This is a genomic window from Siminovitchia thermophila, from assembly GCF_016909185.1.
In the GTDB taxonomy this organism is placed as follows: domain Bacteria; phylum Bacillota; class Bacilli; order Bacillales; family Bacillaceae_C; genus Siminovitchia; species Siminovitchia thermophila.
Genome location: NZ_JAFBFH010000001.1, coordinates 143,577 through 160,360, shown reverse-complemented (window position 1 = coordinate 160,360; position 16,784 = coordinate 143,577). Strand labels below are relative to the sequence as shown.

The following is a 16,784-nucleotide window of genomic DNA, read 5'->3' as shown; positions in this document are numbered from 1 at the left end:
GTTGATTCCCCCCCCCAGTTCTTTACCGTTTCTTTTCCACAAATAAAATGAGCCACAGGATAGCCCCCGCGATTAACGATACTTGCCAAGGCAAGTTATAAGATGGTCCGATCTCAGGGGTGAACTTGGCAACAAGCAATACGACTGCCATACCAGCCGCACCAACGAATCCGGCTTTTATCGTCAGCAGCTTTATGTTTCGGTTTTCTTTAAATAAAGAGTTGTGGACAAGTCTCAAAATAAACCAAATGCTAAAACTGACAAAGCATGTGATAGCCAAGAAACTCATAGCCATTTGAAACAAATTGATTTCTGAATTGACTTCAATAAATTGCGATAAAATCAAATGCAGAATCCCTCTAATTATTAACGACCAACTGACAATATTACCAATGATCCTGGCATAAAAAGGGATGATTTCCCGCTTCTTCTCGTTTGGAAGCTGTTCTATTATTTCATCCGCAAAAGCCTTCGGGTTATGGCCGAACATGTCTTTTGCCGTTTTTCCTTCCTCCTGACCTTGAAGGAGGTGGTCCAGGATTTCCATTAACACTTCTTCGGATTGCTGTTCAGAAAGGCGCCATTGAAGGCGGATATATATCAACATGTCGTCGTAGTATTTCTCATTTTCCGGTGTCAGCAACTCTCTTTTTCTGTTGTTTTCTTCAATCAGCATGTCAACATTCATATCTTTCACCTTCTTTTTAGTAATGTATTGACAGGACCAGAGAGGCGGTGCCATTCCTCAATAATTGTTGTTAGTGTTTCCTGCCCTGTATCCGTTAAAAAATAATATTTCCGATTCGGCCCGGAATCGGATGGCCGCATTTCGCCTCTTATTAAGCCGTTTTTTTGCAGTCTTAATAATACCGGATAAATAGTGCCTTCACTCACATCTTGCAAGCCAATGTCTTGCAGCTTTTTGGACAGCTCATAGCCGTATACGGCTTCTTTTTCAATCACTGCCAATACACAGCCATCTAAAATTCCTTTCAGCAATTGACTACGTACAGACATATACGCACCTTCCTTCGTTGCTATATTGCCATACAAGATAGTTGATCATAAAAAAGATGTCATGATTGGTACTTGACAAAGCAAGATAGTGTCATAAAAAAATAGCTACTATCATTGCCATGTACAGACATATACGCACCTTCCTTTGATGCTATATTGCCATACAAGATAGTTGATCATAAAAAAGATGTCATGACCGGTACTTGACAAAGCGAGATAGTGTCATAAAAAAATAACTACTTTGTTATACAATGTAGCTATTTTTATTGTAAAATGTTTCGCTATAGCTGTCAATACTTAACGCTAAAAAACATCAAATGCCTTTTTGATCGCAATAATCGTCAACGAGCCGCTCAATTCCGTCAAGATCGGGGGACTTTCCAGAAAAAGTAAACTTTATTTCTTCAATAAATTCTCCTTCATGGTATACATGAATGGCTCCATTTTGCTCAATGACACTATATTCAGGTTCAAATATAAATCCGTTCCTTTCGATGGCACCCAATGTTAATCAACTCCGAAGGTTATATTTTTTGGTTATTATTTCACGAACAACGGGCAAAAATACCTGTCATGCAGGAGAAATTGTGAAGTGATTCACAATATATGACGTTTATCATCTCAAAGTAATGACGTTTATGTCTTTTCGAGAAGCAAGAAGAATCTTATCATTAGATATAACAAATGAATTCATCAGCATGAGGAGGATTCGATGAAAGAAAAAACAAGGAAATTATTCAAAGAAGTTGCTGTTTTTGCCAAATCTGATAAAAAGAAAAGTATCTTGCAAATAATCAATACAGTTTTACCTTTTATTATTTTATGGTTTTTGGCCTACCAAAGCTTATCCATATCGGTTTGGCTGACGTTGGGACTAGCTGTCGTTGCGGCGGGTTTTTTGGTACGGACATTTATCATTTTTCATGATTGCACCCACGGATCTTTTTTTAAAAGTAAAAAAGCAAACGATATCGTCGGAACGATTACAGGAATATTGACACTTTTTCCATATGAAAAGTGGAAACGGGAACACGCTATTCATCATGCATCCAGTTCCAACCTTGATAAAAGGGGGGTCGGCGATATTTGGGTGATGACGATTGATGAATATAAAGAAGCATCTAAATGGGAGCGTCTATGGTATCGTTTTTATCGAAATCCGCTCGTCATGTTCGGGTTGGGTCCTTTGTATTTAATGCTGATTATAAACAGGAAAAACAGGAAAGACGCAAGAAGGAAAGAGCGGTTCAATACGTATTTGACGAATGCCTGTGTGTTGGTGATGTATACTTTCATGGCGATTCTCGTTGGTTGGCAGGCTTTTGCACTCATCCAGGGGACCATCATGTTCGTTGCAACGGCATTAGGGATTTGGCTGTTCTATATCCAGCATACGTTCGAAGACTCTTACTTTGAAGAAGAATCAGATTGGCATTATGTAAAAGCGGCGGTTGAGGGCAGTTCCTATTATAAATTGCCGCGAGTATTGCAGTGGGTGACGGGAAATATCGGTTTTCACCATGTGCACCATTTGGCGCCCCGCGTTCCGAATTACCATCTGGAAAAGGCGCATAACGAGAATCCTCCGCTTCATCATGCCACGACCATCACGATAAAATCGAGCTTGGAGTCTTTAAAGTTCCGATTGTATGACCCTGAAAAGAAAATGTTTGTCACTTTCAAAGAAGCGCATCGTCAGCTTCAGGCTGAAAAGAACCGCGTTCCTTTAAAAACAAAACATGTCAGTTTTGATACGAAATAAAGAGGGTGTTCATGAGCCATTCTGCTTCTTGGGAATGGCTTTTTCATGATTCATGATATAATAATAAGGCAATCAGACGAGGCGGTGACTTCAAATGCAGAGCAGTTGGTTAAGCATTTTTCCGAAAAATCCCTGGATCAGTATATACGCGTGGGTTATTTTTTGTTTTTTGCCGTTCTTTTTTATCTTCAGATCCTCGTCGCCCATAGAAATTTCCATTGGGATATCATTGTTACTATTGTATTTTTTATCTTACCGGTTTTCCTATAAGTCGAAAAGCGGTCTCGTTTATATGTGGATCAGTTTTGAAGTTGTCATCAACATTGTGATGACACTGTTGTTTGGATATGTATATTTAGCCATATTTACGGCTTTTTTCATCGGCAATATCCGCAATCCAGTCGGCTTTTTCATTATGTATGGACTTCATATTGCCTTGACGGTCGGCGCGATTGTTGCGGGCTTTTTTATCGATATGGATTTGTTTCTTCCTCAGATTCATTTCATTGTTATTTCTGTCCTGGGGACCGTGCTGTTGCCGTTTAATTTATATTACAGAAATAAAAACATGAACTTGGAAGGCCAGCTGGAGGACGCCAACGAGCGGATTTCGGAACTTGTGATTATAGAGGAAAGGGAGCGTATTTCCCGGGATTTACATGATATTTTAGGACAAAAGTTATCGCTGATCGGCTTGAAAAGTGATTTGGCTGGGAAATTGATTTATCGCGACCCTCATGCTGCTGAAAAAGAGCTGAAAGATATTCGCCAGACTGCCAGTGCGGCACTCCGGGAAGTAAGAGAGCTGGTCGCCGACATTCGGGCAACAAAGTTGAAGGAAGAGTTGCTTAGGACGAAACAGATGTTTCAAGCGGCTGAAATGGACTTGACCATTGCCGGTGATCCTTCTTTCCATCACATTCCTCCGATTGTCGAAAGTGTTGTAAGCATGTGCCTAAAAGAAGCGGTGACAAATGTAGTCAAACATAGCCAAGCAACTTCGTGCCGCATTACATTTGAACAACAGCCAAATGAATTTGTCATTAGTATTGAGGATAATGGAGTTGGTTTAGCAGGTGGGGGAGAGATGCAAAACGGGAGCGGTTTAAGAGGAATCCGTGAAAGGCTGGAGTTTGTAAATGGGAGTCTGCAAATTGAAGGGGAAAAAGGAACAAAGCTGACTATTCGGGTGCCAGTTGTCTTAAAGCATATAATGGAGGAGGCTGATTAATATGATTCGTATTGTGATCGCCGAAGACCAAGGGATGATGCTGGGTGCGCTTGCTTCTTTACTGAACATAGAAGAAGATATGGAAGTCGTTGGGCAGGCAAAAAATGGAGAAGAAGCGGTCAGATTAGTAAGAGAACAGGAGCCGGATGTCTGTATTATGGATATCGAGATGCCGGTAAAAACAGGGTTGGAAGCCGCCCAAGAGCTGAAAGGCAGTACTTGTAAAGTCATTATTTTAACCACTTTTGCACGGGCGGGTTATTTTGAGCGCGCCAGAAAAGCGGGAGTACGCGGGTATTTATTGAAAGATAGTCCAATTGAAGAACTGGTATCTGCCATTCGCTTGATTATGGATGGTAGGCGCATGTATGCACCTGAGCTCATAGATATCGCTTATGGTGATGGGGAGGAGATGGAAAATCCGCTGACGGAGCGGGAAAGTGAAGTCCTTGCCCTTGTCGCCGAAGGAAAAACAACGAAAGAGATTGCAAAAGAACTATATTTGACTCCGGGGACCATCCGAAATTATATATCTTCGATTCTTGAAAAGCTGGGCGTTGGTAATCGGATTGAGGCGATTTCCAGGTTTAAGGAAAAAGGATGGTTTAAATAGTATAGGAACAGCTTTGGATCCAATTGGTGAATTTTTAGTTCATGATACTGAAGGATCGTATTGTATACGTTTAAATGAATGGTTGTTTCTGCATAAAATTATGGACTGCGTGCATTTCCCTAAAGAGTTTACAATTTCTGTTATGTTATAATAATGGATAACGAGACTTCTTAGTTATGGGGAGGTTACCTATATGAGCGACATCGATATTGAGCTTTACGGATATTTGATCGATCATCTGGATGCGATTTCCGATCAATGGCTCGCTCTTAGAAAAAAGGAGAAGGGTTCCATCTACTCTGTCGATGCGGGCGAAGAAGTGGAACATACTTTGAGAGAACAAAATCGTTTAACGAATGTAACCATTGCCAGCAGTTTGTTGGCTGATGAAAAGCAATTTCAAGAAAGCAAGGAAAAATGGGCCCAAATCGTTGCAAAGAGCAGAATCCAAAGCAATACGCCGATTTACGAAGTGTTAGGGGCACTTAGTAAAGTCAGGAAAATTTATTGGTCATTTGTAAAGCAATTTTCTTCTTTAAAGGGAGAAGTGGTGACGAAGGAAGATTTGCAAAGATGGGGGGAAGTTATTCATCTGGCGTTTGATGAATTGTATGTCGAATTCTCCGAAATGTATTTTAAATTAATGACGAATCGGCTTACTGCACAGCTCAATTTGATTGATGAGCTAAGTACTCCCGTCATAAAAATAACTTCAGAATCCGGAGTGCTCCCTCTTATTGGCGATATTGATACATATCGGGCAAAGAAGATTCTTGAATATGTTCCTAAAAAAAGTGTTGATATTGGGATTACGCGTTTATACATTGACTTGTCGGGCGTGTCGATTATTGATACGATGGTTGCTCACCAATTATATGATATGGCTCAAATTTTGGATTTATTGGGGATTCAAGCGAGAATTACAGGAATCCGTCCCGAAATTGCCCAAACGGCCATACAACTTGGATTGGATTTCAGTTCAATCGATACATATGGGTCACTCCAGCAAGTGCTGGCGGAAGAGTTTTTAATCGTCGCGGAATAATAAGGTGTACTGCTCTTCATTGTCCACCGTTCGCAATAAGGGAGCTGTTAAAACTTCAATCAGCAAGTGGATACTTTCCCTCATTCACGAATGATTTGCAACCGTTGTGACTTTATAGCGGTTCCTTTCGGTGCAGATGTAAGATATTCCACCGGTGAATGCGCAACTAACATTCTCATGATAGGGAGCCTCATCCAGTATGAAGGGGAGCCAGATACCCCCGCGAATCTGGCTCTACCGAGGAAGTCTATCAAGCTCTTTCAACATACAATGGCAAAGCCTCCGTAATTTTTGGGCAAATATATCATGATCTCTTTTTACCTAATAAACCATGGTAACTGAATGAGAAGCTCCCCGCACCAGGGACTAACCTAATATTCTGACTTTCGTAAAATAGTTTTTTTACAGTGAAATTTTTCGCGAGGCGTATTTTAAAGAACTTTCGTTTCCGATCCCCAAAGTATTGGCGCATGTGTACTCCGAATTTCACTAGATGATATAACTTCCCAAATTCCATTCCAATTCATCATAAAATAAGACTGAATTTTCCGCGTTTAAATCATGCCATTTTTCCTTTTACCATAAGGCGATGTTCCAAGTTTTGTGATCAGGGAATTTGATTTGTTTGCGTAGGGGTATTACGGTTCAAAGTGTACTACAGTCGGATTTATAAAAAATTCCGAACGCTGTCTTAACACAAATTTAGGGGTTTTTTTCGGGCTGGCTATTGTTTCAACAATTCCCCTTATCCTATATTTCTAATACTAGCTTAAGTTTTTGAAGTAGATAAGTAAAAAAATCATGTTTTATGGACTCATCTGAGATCCTTTTGCTTGATACTCATTGTCCGTTTCATCGCTGACTTTCATTCGATATGCAAAGGTATCTTCAGCCTCATATATATCCCTTCCCATGAAAAAGCCAGGTTGAATGATGTTGGATTAGCATAAGCTTCGGAAGCATGAATACCCGATGTTTAATCCTGCATTTTCCATATGTCGCCGTTACGTTTGGTTACTCGGAACAGCTCTTTCCGATAATAGTTTCTTACATCAGATCAAACACACCGTCTTCATTGCTTAACAATGCTGTTCGGCCCTGCTTTATAAGTGAAATATCCTCCTCGTCGTCTCCTTTTTTGCCCTTATGACCAAGGCTTTTCATGATCCCACTCCACTACCCCCTTGGCGATTTTAGGAGAGAGTCCAATTGGTTGCATGAAAAAAAGAATTTTATAACTTTTTCAATTTACTAGACTATAACCGGTTGAATGTTTACGATAAACAGAAAAATGTTAACAATTATTTTTTATCTCGTACACAAGAAAAAACCTTTCCTTCCGTATTATCTCCCTCTTTTCCTTTACTGCTTTTCTTCCTCATTTTGTTTTGCCGTATTGACAGATAGCCATTTGAGACATACAATCCTTATTGTTAACTATATTTACATAATGGTTAACAATAGAGTGTGGAAAGGGGGAGAATGCGATGAAAAGGGAAGAGCTGTTCAGTGTTAGAATGAGGGCGGCCAAGGGTGGGGCACATGAACGAGGCAGCACTCATGTTTCTGGTGGAGAGATGCTGGCAGCTTACAGTGATATACAACAGGCGGTTATGTATTTGCTTGAAAAAGGATTGGTTCATTCAAAAGGCAAACCGGACTTTATGCAAATTCAATTTGAATGCATTGAGGAACCGGCAAAGCGCGTGGAACCTTTGAGCGTGACGACGAATAAGGTGAAAAGTGCAAAGGAAGGACGAGCGCTGGCATGGAGTTTGCTGGAACAATCAGGAATTCCAAGAAACATCATTGATGAAGCCGATAGGCTTGTTTCGCAATATTCAAGCATGAGAGGGGCCATGTTGATTGATGTTCATTCAGGAAAACGGCTGGATGACAGGGGAGAAAAAGGGGTGCGGGCTTCCAGAATGGATTGGCAGAACGGACATTATGAAAAATGGGCTGGCTGTCATCATATGCCCCTCCACTCAAGGATAAAAGAAGCGCTTGCTCTTGCCACAAAGGTATGTGAACATCGAGTCGCGGTGGCGGAGTTGTGCTGGTCAGATGATCCGGATTATATAACTGGTTATGTGGCAAGTAAAACCCTTGGCTATCAGCGCATCACCCAACTAAAAGAATATGGGGATGAACAGGGGTGCCGGATCTTTTTTATTGACGGCAAGGAAGATGTGGATTCTTACATACATTATTTGGAACATCAGCCTGTAATGATTCAATGGGAGGTAGAAAAATGACAAAAGCAATCATTGACAAAAGCAAGAAATATTTATGGCTGCCTTTTACGCAAATGAAAGATTATGATCATGATCCCCTCATCATCGAGAGCGGCAATGGAGTAAAAGTAAAAGACATATTTGGGAAGGAGTATTATGACGGCTTTTCTTCTGTTTGGCTAAATGTGCATGGGCACCGTAAAAAAGAGTTGGACGAAGCGATCAAGAACCAACTTGAAAAAATTGCCCACTCCACGCTGCTCGGTATGACAAATGTTCCTGCAACGGAACTGGCCGAAAAGCTGATTGAAATCAGCCCCGAGAATTTGACGCGTGTTTTTTATTCAGACAGCGGGGCAACAGCCATGGAAATTGCCCTGAAAATGGCCTTTCAATATTGGATCAATATCGGCAGGCCGGAGAAGCAGAAATTTATCGCCATGCAAAACGGCTATCACGGAGATACGATTGGTGCTGTAAGCGTCGGTTCCATTGAGCTTTTTCATCAAGTCTACGGGCCGTTGATGTTTGACAGTTACAAGTCGTCCATTCCATACGTTTATCGTTCTGAAAGCGGCGATCCAAATCAGTGTCGCGATGAATGCCTGTATGAGCTTGAACAGCTTCTGATTGAAAAGCATGAGGAGATTGCGGCACTTTCCATAGAATCGATGATTCAGGGGGCCGCCGGGATGATTGTGATGCCTGAAGGATTTTTGTCAGGTGTGCGTGAGTTGTGCACGAAATATGATGTTTTGCTGATTGTCGACGAGGTGGCGACCGGATTTGGACGAACAGGAAAAATGTTTGCTTGTGAACATGAACATGTCCAGCCGGATCTTATGGCTGTCGGCAAAGGTATAACGGGAGGGTATTTGCCGATTGCCGCAACATTCACCACCGAAAAAATCTACGAAGCTTTTTACGATGATTATGATCAAATGAAGACTTTTTTCCATGGTCATTCGTATACAGGAAATCAGCTCGGGTGCGCAGTCGCCCTTGAAAATTTGCGGTTATTGAAAACCGAAAATATTGTTGACGAGGTGGCCAAGAAGGCCAAGGTGCTGGAACGGCTTCTCGATACGTTGTATACACTTCCACACGTTGGAGATATTAGACAGCTCGGTTTTATGTGCGGTGTCGAGCTTGTCGCATCCAAAGAAACGAAGGAACCTTTTCCTAATGAAAAAAGAGTCGGCTATCGTGTTTCTCTAAAAATGAGGGAACTCGGTATGTTGACACGGCCGCTCGGTAATACGATCGTCTTCATGCCGCCACTTGCCAGTACCGTTGAGGAGCTTGAGGAAATGATCGCCATTATGAAAAAAGCCATTCATGAGGTGACAAGTGTTGCCGTTTGATGGCTGGCTGCATGGCCGCTTAAACGAGGTAAAAGCCGCCGGGTTGTACCGGGAGCTCCGAACAATGGAGACGGCTCCCCAGCCCGAAATGATGGTAGATGGACAAAAGCAAATCGTCTTTTCATCCAATAACTATTTGGGGCTTGCGAATGATAAACGGGTAATTGCCGCCGCGCTGAACACATTGAATCAATATGGGGTTGGAAGTAGCGGTTCACGGTTAACGACAGGAAATTCTGATTGGCATCAAGAATTGGAAAAAAGAATTGCGGACTTTAAGCAAAAGGAAGCCGCTCTGCTTTTTTCAAGCGGATATTTAGCGAATATCGGTGTCTTGTCATCATTGCCGGGAAAAGGAGACGTCATTTTAAGTGATCAATATAATCACGCCAGCATTATCGACGGCTGCAGGCTATCCAGGGCGGAAACACTTATTTACCAACATGTCGACATGGAGGATCTGGAAAAAAAACTGATTGATACGGCTTGTTATCAACGGCGGTTTATCGTGACAGACGGTGTCTTTAGCATGGATGGCACGATAGCGCCTCTTGACCGGATCAGCGAGCTTGCCAACCGCTATGATGCCTATGTGATTGTCGATGATGCTCATGCCACTGGTGTTGTGGGGAAAAATGGCAGAGGGACGAGTGAATATTTTGGCGTATTACCTGACATAGTGATTGGCACTTTAAGCAAAGCTGTCGGTACGGAAGGTGGCTTTGCCGCCGGTTCTCATGTCTTCATTAAATTTTTAATCAATCACGCCAGAACATTTATCTTTCAAACGGCCATTCCTCCGGCAAGCTGTGCGGCTTCGTATACTGCTTTGGGGATCATCGAACAGGAGGGGGAAAAGCGTCAACATCTCTATTACAACATCAAGAAGTTGAAAACGGGATTATGTAGTTTGGGGTACCAAGTCAAAGGGGAAAATACTGCGATTATTCCCGTGATCATTGGTGATGACAGAACGGCAGTTACATTTTCCAAAAAATTGCAGGAAAAAGGAATATACGCGCCAGCCATCCGTCCGCCAACCGTACCGGCAGGGGAAAGCCGTATCCGGCTGACAGTGACCGCCGACCATGATGTAAAAGAAATAACATACTTGTTAAAGGTGTTTGATTTTATAGGAAGAGAGTTGAGGATTATCAAATGAAAGGAATATTTGTAACGGGGACAGATACCGGAGTTGGAAAAACAATTGTTTCTTGCGGGATTGCGGCAGTGTTAAAAGAACGAATGCTGGATGTTGGCGTATATAAACCGCTGTTAAGCGGTATTTCGCGTGAACATGCCGAGAGTGATACGAGCTTGTTGAAACAAATGTCGCAAACAACGCTATCCCATGAGGAGATTACCCCATTTGAATTTGCGGAACCTCTCGCCCCGCTCGTGGCGGCACGCCTGGAAGAGAGAAAGATGTTTCTTGAAGATGTGCTCGCTCATTGGGAGAGAGTGAAAGAAAAGCATGAATTTTTTATCGTGGAAGGCGCGGGCGGCATTTCTGTACCGCTCGGCGAAGACTTTTTGGTGAGTGATTTGATAAAAGCTTTACAGTTGCCGTTGTTAATTGTATCCCGGCCCAATCTTGGGACAATCAATCATACTTTTTTAACGGTTCAATACGCCAAAAGCATGGGTCTTCCCATTGCCGGCATCGTCATTAATGGTAGAAGTGAGCACCCGGATATTGCCGAGGTAACGAGCCCGAAATTGATGGAGGATATGTGTGGCGTGCCCATTTTAGGCATGCTGCCGAAGCTTGAAAAAGTCACGAAGGAAAAGGTTCAAAGCATGATTCAAGTTTACTTGGATATGCCATTATTGCTAAGCCGCTTGAAAGTAGACGGGGCTTCTGATCAGGAAGTGCGTTTGACATGACGACAAAGCAGTCAATTTCACTTACTTCCGCGGAGTTTATAGACAATCCTTATCCGTTTTATGACGAGATGCGTTCCATGGGGCCGTTATACAAGCTGGATTCGTTTCCATATCCGGGTTGGTATGTGACCGGTTATGAGGAAGTCAAAAAAGTCCTTTTGGACACAAGGTTTAAAAATCGGATACCGCTTCCACTCACATCGAAAAAATATGAGCGCCTGAAAGAAGTTCAAAATCATATGATGTTGTTTAAAAATGAGCTTGACCACAGGCGCTTGCGCGGACTTGCCAGCGCGGCTTTTGTACCTTCCAAGCTGAAACATATTCGCTATTATATAGAAGAAACTGCTCATGATTTGCTTAATCAGGCAGAGCAAAAGAACAAAATGGATGTCGTATCTGATTATGCTTTTCCTCTGGCAAGTCTGGTGATCGCAAAGATGATTGGTGTTCCGGTAGTAGAGCGGCCATTATTTAGAGAATGGTCGGCCAGTTTAATCCGAACGATTGATTTTACCCGCACCAGACATATATTGGCAAGTGGCGACGAAACCATTGGTGTGTTGTTGGATTATTTTCAGAGATTAATCAACAAGAAGAAAAGAGCTCCCAAAGATGATCTGATTAGCATGTTCGTAAAGCAGGACAGCGAATTATCTGAAAAAGAATTGCTGGCAACATGCATTTTGCTGATGATAGCCGGACATGAAACGACGGTAAACTTGATTAGTAATACTGTCCTCGTTTTATTGAATCATCCGGTGCAGTATAAGGCATTACAAGAAAATCCAGCACTGATCGAAACGGCGATAGAGGAAGTTCTTCGCTATGAAAGCCCTACACAGATGACAGCCCGAGTGGCATCAGAAGATATAAAAATGGGGGAATCTATCGTTCAAAAAGGTGACCATGTATATGTTCTTTTAGGGGCGGCAAACCGGGATCCAGAGAAATTTGCCAAGGCCGATGTATTTGATATGACGAGGAAACCCAACCCTCATCTGGCATTTGGACATGGTGTTCACTTTTGTATAGGTGCGTCACTGGCGCGAATGGAAGCTCAAATCGCAATTCAAATACTATTACAGCGCATGCCGGGTCTTCGATTATCCGATTCCAAGCCGCGGTGGAGGAAGTTGATCGGATTTCGGTCATTGTCGGAACTACCTGTTATTTTACGCTCGTAGCGATCTCGATTTTTTAAATGAGCGGTTGGATCACGCGCTTTTTGATCATACTGCTATTGGTGATGAATATGTTGTGTCGCTCGAACGAAGAATTAATAGAATTTGTAAAAGAAGCAAGGGAAGCTGCCAAACATGGAAAAGTTGCGGAATATATTCCGGCACTGGCAAAAGCGGATCCCCATAGCTTATCGATTGCTATTTTTTATCCCGATGGAACATGCGTATCGGCAGGTGATATTGAAAAAAAGATAACACTGCAAAGTATTTCCAAGGTCGTAAGCCTGGCGCTCGTCCTCATGGACAGGGAAGAAAAAGAGGTGTTTTCGCGTGTGGGCATGGAGCCGACTGGGGATCCGTTTCATTCGATCGCCAAACTGGAAACAATGTCGCCAGCCAAGCCTTTAAACCCAATGATCAACGCCGGCGCGTTAGTCGTTACGCACTTGCTAAAAGGAAACGGTGTTGAAGGCCGGTTACAATCATTGCTTTCCTTTACACGGGAAATGGCGGATAACAGCCAGGTTGATTTCAGTGAAGAAGTTGCTTTGTCTGAATATCAATCATCTTTTTTAAATCGTGCCCTTGCTTATTTTTTAAAACAGCATCGTGTCATTCAGGAAGATGTGGAAGAACTGATTGATCTGTACACGAAGCAGTGCGCGATAGAAATGAATTGTCTTGAACTGGCCAGAATCGGAATGGTGTTCGCGATGAACGGCCTGGATCCGGTGAGTGGAAAACAGATTATGCCGCCCAAAGTTGCCCGTATCTGTAAAACATTTATGGTGACATGCGGGATGTATAATGCTTCCGGAGAGTTTGCGATTAAAGTCGGAATTCCGGCAAAAAGCGGCGTATCCGGCGGGATCATGGGCGCTGTTCCGGGGGTTTGCGGGATCGGCATTTTTGGTCCCGCATTGAATGAAAAGGGGAACAGTGCGGCAGGTATCAAGCTGTTGGAGCTGTTAGCAAAAGCTTACCGTTTAAGCATGTTTTAAACTTTGATAACAACATTTTCCACTTGAATAAAGAACATTTGTTTGCATATAATATACACAAACAAAAGTTCGGGGTGATGCAAATGAAAAGGCTGCTCATGCGTGCTGCGTTGTCAGGAGAAAGGCTGGAAATCATCTATTTGTCGGAAAATAATCAGCTTTCCCAGCGTGTCATTAAAGTCCTATTTGTGTCTGAAACGACTGTTAAGGCGTACTGTTACTTTAAAAAACAATGTCGGACTTTTAAAAGAGAAAATATCCTTTCGGTGGCGCCGTTTGGCCAAAGAAAGCAGATTTATGAGGAAGTATAACGCCAAATGCCATGCACTTTCTCTTTTTGTATCTTTTCCCGCTGTTCCAAATAATCCAAATGTCCAATCACCTCTGACATGACAAGCGGAAACTGCTGGTCGTAAACATCTTTATAGTACGTTTCGGCAATGTCGTTGGCCGTTCTTTTCCCACCCTTGATCAATGTTAAAAAGCGCTCCGCTTTTTTCTCTATTCCATCCAGTCTTTTTTGTATCAATTCTTTTGGTTGCTGGATGACTTTCCCATGACCTGAATAGACTTGCTCAAGCGATAGCGACAAGCATTTTTTCAAAGAATCGATATGGATCAACAAGGAGGGAATTCTCTTTCCGTTTTCATCAGGCTCGACAAGGGCATTGCTGGAGATGTGGCTGATTAATAAATCTCCGGCAAAAAGCCGCTCTTGTTTACGGTCATAAAGAGCGATTTGATCTGGGGCATGCCCGGGTACCTCCAGCACTTCGAAATGATCTCCAAAGTTTTCTCCAACTTCAACCAGTTCCGCCGTTATTTTTTGAGATTCGTTTTCCTTCATTGTTTTTTTCAAATGTTCAATCTGTTTCTTCCCTTGTTGGCCGCACCCCATTGTTTCATATAGCTCTTGAAAAAATTGTATTCGCATTTGCAAAAAAACGGACGCTCTTTTTAATCTTGGAAAAGAAAGCGGGTGCGCATATACAGGAATTGGGTGTTCCGCGGTTAGGCAATTGACAAGGCCTGCGTGGTCTATATGGTGATGGGTCAAAATGATATGCGTCAAATCTTTTAAAGCAAATTCATTTTGCTTTAAAGTATCGACAAGCGCCTTCCGACAATCGTCATTGTTGTATCCGGCGTCGATCAGTATAAGGGATTGTCCGCTCTGTACGAGGTAAAAGTTAATGGATCGCAAAGATGATGAAACTGGTACATGAATCGGAAAAATGTCCATATGTTGTACGATTGGCAAATACTGTCACTCCTTATTGGCTCGTATTATCTTGAAGCACTTTCCTATGATGTTATTGTAAACGTTTGTGGATGCCAAGTTCAATCACGTGGATATCCGTTTATTTTGTTCTTTTGTTGACTATAAAGGTTAATATATCAATGCTATGGAATGATAGGTGAAATCATGTGAATAATTATGGCGTCTACTTTATGACTCACTCGATCGAAACCCAAAGAGGGGGCATGACGAGGGCAATGATCCAAAGAGCTTCTTTATTGTCCGGGCAGGGAAAAGAAATAGGCATTATCACTTTCGATTTTAATCCCGATTATGGAGATGTGATCGAGCATTACTGTTCTATTGGGCTTTGGAACAGGAAGATAGGCCATTTCAATGTATATGAATTTTTTGAAAAGCAAAGCGGTGAAGATGATATCCCTGTTGAAAAAGGGCAGAGCTATCGAAAGCAAGCGCTTCGTTACGGAAACTATCGGCTCGAGAAAGAGTTTAAGGAAAATCGTTTGCATGCGATCAATTGTTTGTCCGGTAAAAGGAAAAAAGAAAAGAGAATTCTTTTTGATCAGTATGGAAATGTTCGGCAAGTGGCGCATTATGACCCGAAAACATCCGAGATAACGAAAGAAATGTTCTTTACAAAGAACGGACGGCTTTTTTTTAAACGGCTCTTTCATCCGGTGACCGGCAAGTCGGCAGGGTGTTATTGGTTCGACCGCAACGGAAAACAAGTGAAAGCCTTTCGGGCGGTAAGAGATTACCGGGAATTCTTTATCAACGCGATCGTTCAACAAGATGAAGCGGCGGTGTTGGTTTCGGACAGCCGCTTTTCCGACAGGGTGCTTTTTCCCATTCGAAATCCAAAAATTGCCAAACTCGCCGTTCTTCATAGCAATCATTTGCAGTTTCCGTTTGAATATGGCAGTAGTCTTGTGCCAAGAAACGGCAATCTGTTATACCAATTGAGCAATCTCGATGGGCTGATTGTGCTGACAGAAAGCCAGGCGGAAGATATTCGCAAAAGGTTCGGAGACAGGACGACCATTCATGTCATTGGTCATCCAGCGGTCATGAATGAGGACATAAAGGGTGAATATGATCCTTATACAGCGGTGATGCTGTCACGATTTCAAAGAATCAAGCAAATCCCGCATGCCATTAAGGCGTTCAAGAAAGTGGTGAAACAAGTACCAAAAGCAAGACTGGAAATTTGGGGGTTTGGAAAGGACGAAGCCAAGTACAAAGCGTTAATCAAAAGGTTAAAGCTGGAAAACCATGTATTTGTAATGGGATTTACACACCAGCCTTTTAAGGTATTCAGGCGGGCGGCTTTCTCGATTATGACTTCCAAATCCGAAGCTTTTGGCATGGCGATCGTGGAAAGTATGGCAGCGGGCACGCCTGTCATTTGTTATGACTGCAAGTATGGTCCCTCTGATTTGATTGAACATGGAAAAAACGGGCTTCTTGTCGAAGCAGATCACATCAACGGACTGGCGGAGGCCATGACTGGACTGTTTTTGAACAAGGAAAAGCGTCGCGCTCTCAGCCTCGCGGCGCAAAAGGCCAGTAAAACACATTGCGGGGAAGTGATCGCGGAAAAGTGGTTGACTGTTTTTGAAGAAGCGGTAAAGCAAAAAGACAGGCGTATCAGACTTGGAAAAATTGATTGCGAGTTGGAACAAGTATCATATCCGAATGCAAAAGAGATTGTTTTACAGGGGCGCGTTCAGGTCAAGGAAAAGTTCATCAAACAGGATATCTCTTTGGCATTGCAATTAAGACGGAAAAAGCGGCTGGAAGACATATGTGTTCCACTTGAGATGCGTTGGCTGGATAAGGGGACAGCCGAATTTAAGGGGCGTCTTTCGTGTATGAATCTTCCTAAAGGAAAATGGGATGTCTTTGTTTGTGTATCTTGTTTAAACGATCATAGAATGATTCAGCCAGTGATAAAAAAGGGGGCGGATATTCCGAAAGTAAAAAAGAATATGGGGAGAGCGGTGCTCCGCTTCCTGGAACACGAAGATGGCCCCCGCATAAAAATATATAGGTCGGGACGTAAGGAACAGATCGACTTTAAGCGGCGGCCAAAACTTTTTTACACCAGATCCATTGCAAAATTCCGGGATATTTTGCAGGAAATTCAGATGAAAAACGCTCCCTGAGGCAGGGAGCATTTTTT

General features: G+C 42.5%; 16 protein-coding genes. 12 read left to right on the top strand and 4 right to left on the bottom strand.

What is annotated here, in order from left to right; genetic code table 11:
* Positions 1–22 precede the first annotated feature (22 nt).
* The 3 genes from JOC94_RS00730 to JOC94_RS00720 all read right to left on the bottom strand — a co-directional run bounded on the left by JOC94_RS00730 (position 23) and on the right by JOC94_RS00720 (position 1,522).
* Positions 23–688 carry a DUF1129 family protein gene (locus JOC94_RS00730; RefSeq protein WP_205177875.1) on the bottom strand — a complete coding sequence of 222 codons (666 nt, stop codon included), beginning with the start codon at positions 686–688 and terminating at the stop codon, positions 23–25.
* Between the two features lie 5 nt (positions 689–693).
* A complete protein-coding gene (locus JOC94_RS00725; protein ID WP_077109771.1) occupies positions 694–1,017 on the bottom strand; it encodes a PadR family transcriptional regulator in 324 nt (107 codons plus the stop codon).
* A gap of 313 nt (positions 1,018–1,330) precedes the next feature.
* Positions 1,331–1,522 (bottom strand): YbxH family protein, encoded by a 192-nt coding sequence (locus JOC94_RS00720; protein WP_077109772.1) that lies wholly within the window; start codon positions 1,520–1,522, stop codon positions 1,331–1,333.
* A 207-nt stretch (positions 1,523–1,729) separates the two neighbouring features.
* Between JOC94_RS00720 and desA the strand changes: the two genes are divergently transcribed.
* The 11 genes from desA to JOC94_RS00665 all read left to right on the top strand — a co-directional run bounded on the left by desA (position 1,730) and on the right by JOC94_RS00665 (position 13,652).
* Positions 1,730–2,779 (top strand): Delta(5) desaturase DesA, encoded by a 1,050-nt coding sequence (gene desA, locus JOC94_RS00715; RefSeq protein WP_077109773.1) that lies wholly within the window; start codon positions 1,730–1,732, stop codon positions 2,777–2,779.
* 94 nt (positions 2,780–2,873) lie between these two features.
* Positions 2,874–4,010, top strand: a complete 1,137-nt coding sequence (locus tag JOC94_RS00710) for a sensor histidine kinase (protein ID WP_077109774.1) — start codon at positions 2,874–2,876, stop codon at positions 4,008–4,010.
* 1 nt (position 4,011) lies between these two features.
* Entirely contained in the window at positions 4,012–4,623 is a 612-nt protein-coding gene (locus JOC94_RS00705; RefSeq protein WP_077109775.1) for a response regulator transcription factor, read from the top strand.
* 193 nt (positions 4,624–4,816) lie between these two features.
* Positions 4,817–5,668: an STAS domain-containing protein gene (locus JOC94_RS00700; protein ID WP_077109776.1), complete on the top strand. Its 852-nt coding sequence runs from the start codon at positions 4,817–4,819 to the stop codon at positions 5,666–5,668.
* 1,487 nt (positions 5,669–7,155) lie between these two features.
* Positions 7,156–7,926, top strand: coding sequence for a 6-carboxyhexanoate--CoA ligase (bioW, locus tag JOC94_RS00695; protein WP_077109777.1), 771 nt, complete (start codon positions 7,156–7,158; stop codon positions 7,924–7,926).
* Positions 7,923–9,269, top strand: coding sequence for an adenosylmethionine--8-amino-7-oxononanoate transaminase (gene bioA / locus JOC94_RS00690; protein ID WP_077109778.1), 1,347 nt, complete (start codon positions 7,923–7,925; stop codon positions 9,267–9,269). Before bioW ends, bioA begins: the two co-directional genes overlap by 4 nt.
* Positions 9,259–10,431, top strand: coding sequence for an 8-amino-7-oxononanoate synthase (gene bioF / locus JOC94_RS00685; RefSeq protein WP_077109779.1), 1,173 nt, complete (start codon positions 9,259–9,261; stop codon positions 10,429–10,431). The genes bioA and bioF overlap by 11 nt, the downstream gene beginning before the upstream one ends.
* Positions 10,428–11,156 (top strand): dethiobiotin synthase, encoded by a 729-nt coding sequence (bioD, locus tag JOC94_RS00680; protein ID WP_077109780.1) that lies wholly within the window; start codon positions 10,428–10,430, stop codon positions 11,154–11,156. The genes bioF and bioD overlap by 4 nt, the downstream gene beginning before the upstream one ends.
* Positions 11,153–12,343, top strand: coding sequence for a cytochrome P450 (locus tag JOC94_RS00675; RefSeq protein ID WP_077109781.1), 1,191 nt, complete (start codon positions 11,153–11,155; stop codon positions 12,341–12,343). The genes bioD and JOC94_RS00675 overlap by 4 nt, the downstream gene beginning before the upstream one ends.
* A 68-nt stretch (positions 12,344–12,411) precedes the next feature.
* Entirely contained in the window at positions 12,412–13,341 is a 930-nt protein-coding gene (glsA, locus tag JOC94_RS00670; protein WP_077109782.1) for a glutaminase A, read from the top strand.
* An 83-nt stretch (positions 13,342–13,424) separates the two neighbouring features.
* A complete protein-coding gene (locus tag JOC94_RS00665; RefSeq protein WP_077109783.1) occupies positions 13,425–13,652 on the top strand; it encodes a hypothetical protein in 228 nt (75 codons plus the stop codon).
* Here JOC94_RS00665 and JOC94_RS00660 read toward each other — a convergent pair.
* Positions 13,637–14,602: an MBL fold metallo-hydrolase gene (locus JOC94_RS00660; RefSeq protein ID WP_236016923.1), complete on the bottom strand. Its 966-nt coding sequence runs from the start codon at positions 14,600–14,602 to the stop codon at positions 13,637–13,639. The two genes, JOC94_RS00665 and JOC94_RS00660, sit on opposite strands and share 16 nt — an antisense overlap.
* 167 nt (positions 14,603–14,769) lie before the next feature.
* Here JOC94_RS00660 and JOC94_RS23305 point away from each other — a divergent pair, with 167 nt between their 5' ends.
* Complete coding sequence (locus tag JOC94_RS23305) at positions 14,770–16,767, top strand: glycosyltransferase (RefSeq protein ID WP_205177873.1); 1,998 nt, start codon at positions 14,770–14,772, stop codon at positions 16,765–16,767.
* The last annotated feature ends 17 nt before the right edge of the window (positions 16,768–16,784 follow it).